6 protein-coding genes are annotated in these 6,862 nt (G+C 60.0%); 5 read left to right on the top strand and 1 reads right to left on the bottom strand.

The window, feature by feature from the left end; all coding sequences use genetic code 11:
* Window positions 1-169: 30S ribosomal protein S2 (gene rpsB / locus AAAB16_RS16915; protein ID WP_340664371.1), on the bottom strand; the 169-nt coding region annotated here is incomplete at its 3' end.
* Between the two features lie 364 nt (window positions 170-533).
* Between rpsB and map the strand changes: the two genes are divergently transcribed.
* The 5 genes from map to dapD all read left to right on the top strand — a co-directional run bounded on the left by map (window position 534) and on the right by dapD (window position 6,770).
* Window positions 534-1,316 (top strand): type I methionyl aminopeptidase, encoded by a 783-nt coding sequence (gene map / locus AAAB16_RS16910; protein ID WP_340664370.1) that lies wholly within the window; start codon window positions 534-536, stop codon window positions 1,314-1,316.
* A gap of 57 nt (window positions 1,317-1,373) precedes the next feature.
* Window positions 1,374-4,076: a [protein-PII] uridylyltransferase gene (locus tag AAAB16_RS16905; RefSeq protein WP_340664369.1), complete on the top strand. Its 2,703-nt coding sequence runs from the start codon at window positions 1,374-1,376 to the stop codon at window positions 4,074-4,076.
* Window positions 4,077-4,092: 16 nt separating this feature from the next.
* Window positions 4,093-5,298 (top strand): succinyldiaminopimelate transaminase, encoded by a 1,206-nt coding sequence (gene dapC / locus AAAB16_RS16900; protein WP_340664368.1) that lies wholly within the window; start codon window positions 4,093-4,095, stop codon window positions 5,296-5,298.
* Window positions 5,295-5,642, top strand: a complete 348-nt coding sequence (locus AAAB16_RS16895) for an ArsC family reductase (protein WP_340664367.1) — start codon at window positions 5,295-5,297, stop codon at window positions 5,640-5,642. The genes dapC and AAAB16_RS16895 overlap by 4 nt, the downstream gene beginning before the upstream one ends.
* Before the next feature lie 93 nt (window positions 5,643-5,735).
* Window positions 5,736-6,770, top strand: a complete 1,035-nt coding sequence (dapD, locus tag AAAB16_RS16890) for a 2,3,4,5-tetrahydropyridine-2,6-dicarboxylate N-succinyltransferase (RefSeq protein WP_340664366.1) — start codon at window positions 5,736-5,738, stop codon at window positions 6,768-6,770.
* Window positions 6,771-6,862 lie beyond the last annotated feature (92 nt).

Below are 6,862 nucleotides of genomic sequence, written 5' to 3'. Positions count from 1 at the left end.
CAAAAGACAGAGCCTCGTTGAACATCGGCAGGGTTTTTTCCAGGTTGATGATGTGAATCTTGTTGCGCGCGCCGAAAATGTACTTGCCCATTTTCGGGTTCCAGTAACGGGTCTGGTGGCCGAAGTGCACACCGGCCTTCAGCATATCGCGCATATTGACTTGGGACATGATAGTTCCTTGATAAGTCGGGTTAGGCCTCCACGTATCCCAATGACCAACCCCCAGCTAGCTCTAGTTGTAGAGAACTGCTGAGAGGCACCCAGGCCATCGTGTCGATACGTGTGTGGGGTTTAAGCTTTCAGGCTAGTGCCCGGAAAGCGGCGCATTTTATACCACAGCACACGGGCAAACGGAACCCGCAAGTGCGCCGAAACCTGGCAACTGATCGGACACAAATGCCCCACTACTATAAGGAAAGCACCTTACGCCTGTAGGGATCGCCCCAGCGGCTAGATAGTTAGGCAGCTCTGAATGCTAGAATCGCGCTTTCCGTATTTTTACCGAGCGCCAACCGGGCGCTGAGAGAGCTTGCATGACCGTCACCATCAAGACGCCCGAAGAAATCGAAAAAATGCGCGTTGCCGGCCGCCTGGCCAGCGACGTGCTGGAAATGATCGCGGAACACGTTAAACCTGGCGTGACCACCGAAGAGCTCGACCGCATCTGCCACGACTATATCGTCAACGTTCAGCAAGCCATCCCTGCGCCGCTGAACTACAAGGGCTACCCCAAGTCGATCTGCACCTCGATCAACCACGTGGTCTGCCACGGCATTCCTAATGAAAAGCCGCTCAAAGATGGCGACACGCTGAATATCGACGTCACCGTGATCAAAGACGGCTACCACGGCGACACCAGCCGTATGTTCCATGTCGGCACCGTGCCGGTCTGGGCCGAGCGCCTGTCGCAGGTCACTCAAGAGTGCATGTACAAGGCCATTGAGTTGGTGAAGCCGGGCTGCCGCCTGGGCGATATCGGCGAAGTGATTCAAAAGCACGCGGAAAAGAACGGCTTCTCGGTGGTGCGTGAGTTCTGCGGCCATGGCATCGGCAAGGTATTCCACGAAGAGCCGCAAATTCTGCATTACGGTCGTGCCGGCACCGGCATGGAGCTCAAAGAGGGCATGACTTTTACCATCGAGCCGATGATCAACCTGGGCAAAGCCGACACCAAGGTGCTGGGCGATGGTTGGACCGCCATCACTAAAGACCGCAAGCTTTCGGCGCAGTGGGAACACACCCTGGCAGTAACCGCTACCGGCTATGAGATTTTTACCCTGCGTGCCGATGACACCATCGCCCGCACCTCGGCCTGATCGCGGGCCAAACGTTGCCCCGACTGCCCTCTATATAAAGAGAAGGAAAGCTGCTGAATGCCGCAGGTGGATCCCGAGTTGTTCGACCGCGGCCAGTTCCAGGCGGAACTGGCGCTGAAAGCCAGCCCTATCGCGGCGTTCAAAAAAGCCATTCGCAACGCCCATGAAGTGCTCGACCAGCGCTTTAAAGAAGGCCGCGAAATACGCCGCCTGGTGGAGGACCGCGCCTGGTGCATCGACCAGATCCTGCGTGAAGCCTGGGCCCAGTTTGACTGGAGCGAAGACGCCGATATCGCCCTGCTGGCCGTGGGCGGCTACGGCCGTGGCGAGCTGCACCCCTACTCCGACATCGACCTGCTGCTGTTGCTCGACAGCGCTGACCACGAAATCTTTCGCGACTCCATCGAACGTTTCCTCACCCTGCTATGGGACATCGGCCTGGAAGTGGGGCAAAGCGTGCGCTCGGTGGATGAGTGCGCCTCCGAGGCCATCGCCGACCTCACCGTGGTCACCAACCTGATGGAAAGCCGCACCATTGCCGGCCCTGAGCGCTTGCGCCAGCGCATGATCGAGGTGACCAACAACACCCGCATGTGGCCGAGCAAGGAATTCTTTCTGGCCAAGCGCGATGAGCAGACCGCCCGCCACGCCAAATACAACGACACCGAATACAACCTGGAGCCCAACGTTAAAGGCTCGCCCGGTGGCCTGCGCGATATCCAGACCATTCTCTGGGTGGCACGCCGGCATTTCGGCACGCTAAACCTGCATGCCATGGTCGGCCAAGGCTTTCTATTGGAAAGCGAGTCGGTGCTGCTGGCCTCGTCCCAGGAATTCCTCTGGAAGGTGCGCTACGCCCTGCATATGCTCGCCGGCCGCGCCGAAGACCGTTTGCTGTTCGACCACCAACGCGCCATTGCCGCCCTGCTGGGTTTTGAAGACAGCAACGGCAAGCTGGCCATCGAACACTTTATGCAGAACTACTACCGCGTGGTGATGAGCATCTCCGAGCTTAGCGAGTTGGTGGTGCAGCACTTTGAAGAAGTGATTTTGCGCAGCGGCGAGCCCAGTCAGGTGCTGCCGATCAACAACCGCTTTCAGTTGCGTGACGGCTATATCGAAGTCACCAGCGCCAGCGTATTCAAACGCACGCCGTTCGCCATTCTCGAAGTCTTTGTGCTGATGGCGCAGAACCCCGAAATCAAAGGCGTGCGTGCCGACACCGTGCGCCTGCTGCGCGAACACCGGCACCTGATCGACGACGACTTTCGCAACGACATCCGCAACACCAGCCTGTTTGTTGAGCTGTTCAAATGCGAGATCGGTATTCACCGCAACCTGCGCCGCATGAACCGCTACGGCATTCTTGGCCGCTACCTGCCGGAGTTCGGCGATATCGTTGGGCAGATGCAGCACGACCTGTTCCACATCTATACCGTCGATGCGCACACGCTGAACCTGATCAAACACCTGCGCAAACTGCAGTACACGCCGATCTCCGAGAAATTCCCGCTGGCCAGCAAGCTGATGGGCGTGTTGCCCAAGCCCGAGCTGATCTACATGGCCGGCCTGTACCACGACATCGGCAAAGGCCGTGGCGGCGATCACTCGGAACTGGGCGCAATCGACGCCGAGGCCTTCTGCGTGCGCCACCAATTGCCGGTGTGGGATACGCGTTTGATTGTCTGGCTGGTGCAACACCACCTGGTGATGTCGACCACCGCCCAGCGCAAAGACTTGTCCGACCCGCAGGTGATCCACGACTTCGCCCAATTGGTGCACGACCAAACGCACCTCGACTACCTCTACGTGCTCACCGTCGCCGATATCAACGCCACCAACCCGACGCTGTGGAACTCTTGGCGCGCCAGCCTCTTGCGCCAGCTCTATAGCGAAACCAAGCGCGCCCTGCGCCGCGGCCTGGAACACCCGGTAGACCGCGAAGAGCAGATCCGCCAAACACAAAATGCTGCGCTGGATATTCTGGTGCGCAGCGGCACCGACCCGGACGATGCCGAGCAGTTGTGGTCGCAGTTGGGCGATGACTATTTCCTGCGCCATACCGCAGGCGATGTGGCCTGGCACACCGATGCCATCTTGCAACACAGCTCCGCCCACGACCCGCTGGTACTGATCAAAGAAACCACCCAGCGCGAGTTTGAAGGCGGTACGCAGATCTTTATTTACGCGCCGGACCAGCACGACTTCTTCGCCGTAACCGTGGCCGCCATGGACCAGCTCAACCTGAACATCCATGACGCCCGGGTCATCACCTCCACCAGCCAGTTCACCCTCGACACCTATATCGTGCTCGACGCCGACGGCGGCTCGATTGGTGACAACCCCGCACGCATCAAGGAAATCCGTGAAGGCCTGGTCAATGCCCTGAGCCACCCGGACGACTACCCGGCGATCATCCAGCGCCGCGTGCCGCGCCAGCTCAAGCATTTCGCCTTTGCCCCGCAGGTGATCATTTCCAACGACGCCTCGCGCCCGGTCACCGTGCTGGAACTGACCTCGCCGGACCGTCCGGGCTTGCTTGCGCGCATCGGCAAAATCTTCCTCGACTTTGACCTGTCGCTGCAAAACGCCAAGATCGCCACCCTGGGCGAGCGCGTGGAAGACGTGTTTTTTGTCACCGATGCGCACAACCAGCCGTTGTCCGATCCCGACCTGTGTGCCCGCTTGCAGGAGGCGATCATCCAGCAACTGTCCGACGCCGACGGCAACCGGGTCGAACTCTCCCGAATCAGTATTTGAATAGCGACGTGCGCCCATGAATGACGCCCTGAACAACCTGCAGCCCTACCCCTTTGAAAAGCTCCGCGCGTTGCTGGCCGATGCCCAGCCGCCGGCCGCGAAACGGGCCATTGCCCTGTCGATTGGCGAGCCTAAACACCGCTCGCCGGAGTTTGTCGCCAAAGCCCTGAGCGACAACCTCGACCAGCTTGCCGTGTACCCCACCACCTTGGGCATTGCAGCGCTGCGCGAAGCGATCGCGCACTGGTGCGAGCGCCGCTTTAATGTGCCGGCTGGTTGGCTGGATGCCGCCAAGCATGTGCTGCCCGTCAACGGCACCCGCGAAGCGCTGTTTGCCTTCACGCAAACCGTGGTGCAGCGCAGCGATAACGGCTTGGTGATCAGCCCCAACCCGTTCTACCAAATCTACGAAGGTGCCGCGTTGCTGGCCGGCGCCACGCCGCACTACCTGCCGTGCCTGGAAGAAAACGGTTTTAACCCTGACTTCGACGCCGTGCCGGCCGAGATCTGGCAGCGCTGCCAAATCCTCTTTCTGTGTTCGCCCGGCAACCCCACCGGCGCTCTGATTCCCCAGGACACGCTACAAAAGCTGATCAACCTGGCCGACCAGCACGACTTCGTGATTGCCGCCGACGAGTGCTACAGCGAGCTGTATTTCGACGAAGCCAACCCACCAGCCGGGCTGCTCAGCGCTTGCGCCGCCATGGGCCGTAGCGACTTCGCCCGCTGCGTGGTCTTCCACAGCCTGTCCAAGCGCTCCAACCTGCCGGGCCTGCGCTCAGGCTTTGTCGCTGGCGACGCCGCCATTTTGAAATCATTCCTGCTGTACCGTACCTACCACGGCTGCGCCATGCCGGTACAAACCCAGTTGGCCAGCGTGGCCGCGTGGAATGACGAAGCCCATGTACGCGCCAACCGCGACCTGTACCGGGAAAAATATGACGCCGTGCTGGATATTCTCGAACCCGTGATGGACGTCAAACGCCCCGATGGCGGCTTCTACCTGTGGGCCAAAACCCCAGGCGACGACGCCGAATTCACCCGTGATTTGTTCGCCCAGGAACACGTCACCGTAGTGCCAGGTTCCTACCTGTCGCGCGAAGTGAATGGTTTTAACCCAGGCGCTGGCCGTGTGCGTATGGCCCTGGTGGCACCGTTGGCCGAATGCGTGGAAGCGGCAACGCGAATCCGCGCGTTTATTCAGAACAAGGCAACCGCATGAGCATCACCCTCTACGGCATCAAAGCTTGCGACACCATGAAAAAAGCCCGCACCTGGCTGGACGAGCACCAGGTCGAGTATGCCTTTCACGACTACAAAGCCGTGGGCATCGACCGCGAGCACTTGCAGCAGTGGTGCAGCGAACACGGTTGGGAAAGCGTGTTGAACCGCGCCGGCACCACCTTTCGCAAATTGAGCGACGCTGACAAAAGCGACCTCGACCAAGCCAAGGCGATTGAACTGATGGTGGCCCAGCCCTCGATGATCAAGCGTCCGGTACTCGACCTGGGGGGCAAGACCCTGCTGGGTTTCAAGCCGGACGCCTATTCAGCCGCATTCAAATAAGCCGGCCCGCCCGGCAATTAAAAAACACCGTGACAGCCACAGCCCTATGGCGTGAGCCAGTCAGATCGACCTAATTCAGCAAGAGGAAACAGCATGTCCACTACCCTATTCAGCCTGGCCTTTGGTGTCGGCACCCAAAACCGCGAAGGCAACTGGCTGGAAGTGTTTTACGCGCAACCCCTACTTAACCCAGCGAGCGATCTGGTAGGCAAAGTCAGCGAAAAACTCGGCTACAGCGGCGGCAACCAAGCGATCAGCTTCACCAGCAACCAGGCCACCGAACTGGCCGACCTGCTGAAAAACATCGACAGCGCCCAAGCCGCGCTGCTCACCCGCCTGGCCGAAAGCCAACGCCCGCTGGTGGCCACCTTGCTGGCTGAAGACGCCGCGCTGACCTCCACCCCCGAGGCTTACCTCAAGCTGCACCTGCTCTCCCACCGCCTGGTTAAACCCCATGGCCTGAGCCTGGCCGGCATTTTCCCGCTGTTGCCTAACGTCGCCTGGACCAGCCAAGGCGCCGTCGACCTCAGCGAACTGGCCGAACGCCAACTGGAAGCGCGCTTAAAAGGCGAGCTGTTGGAAGTGTTCTCGGTGGATAAATTCCCGAAAATGACCGACTACGTAGTGCCGAGTGGTGTACGTCTGGCCGACAGCTCGCGTATCCGCCTGGGCGCCTACGTGGGCGAAGGCACCACCGTCATGCACGAAGGTTTTATCAACTTCAACGCCGGCACCGCAGGCCCTGGCATGATCGAAGGCCGTGTGTCCGCTGGCGTATTTGTTGGCAAAGGCTCAGACCTGGGCGGCGGTTGCTCGACCATGGGCACCTTGTCCGGTGGCGGCAATATCGTTATCAGCGTTGGTGAAGGCTGCCTGATCGGCGCCAACGCCGGTATCGGCATTCCATTGGGCGACCGCAACACCGTGGAGTCTGGCTTGTACATCACCGCCGGCACCAAAGTGGCGTTGCTCGACGACCAGAACCAACTGGTTAAAGTGCTCAAAGCCCGCGACCTGGCAGGCCAGCCCGACCTGCTGTTCCGCCGTAACTCGCAGACCGGCGCCGTAGAAGCCAAATCGCACAAAACCGCGATTGAGCTGAACGCCGCACTGCACGCGCATAACTGATACAACCACACCCTACGGATCAATCCGTAGGGTGTGCTGTGCGCACCAAGCGTTTTTCGCGCGTACCCCATGGTGCGCACAGCACACCCTAC

This window comes from Pseudomonas sp. (assembly GCF_037994325.1).
In the GTDB taxonomy this organism is placed as follows: domain Bacteria; phylum Pseudomonadota; class Gammaproteobacteria; order Pseudomonadales; family Pseudomonadaceae; genus Aquipseudomonas.
The sequence above is the reverse complement of the archived record's forward strand: the minus strand, read 5'-3'. Positions and strand labels throughout refer to the sequence as shown.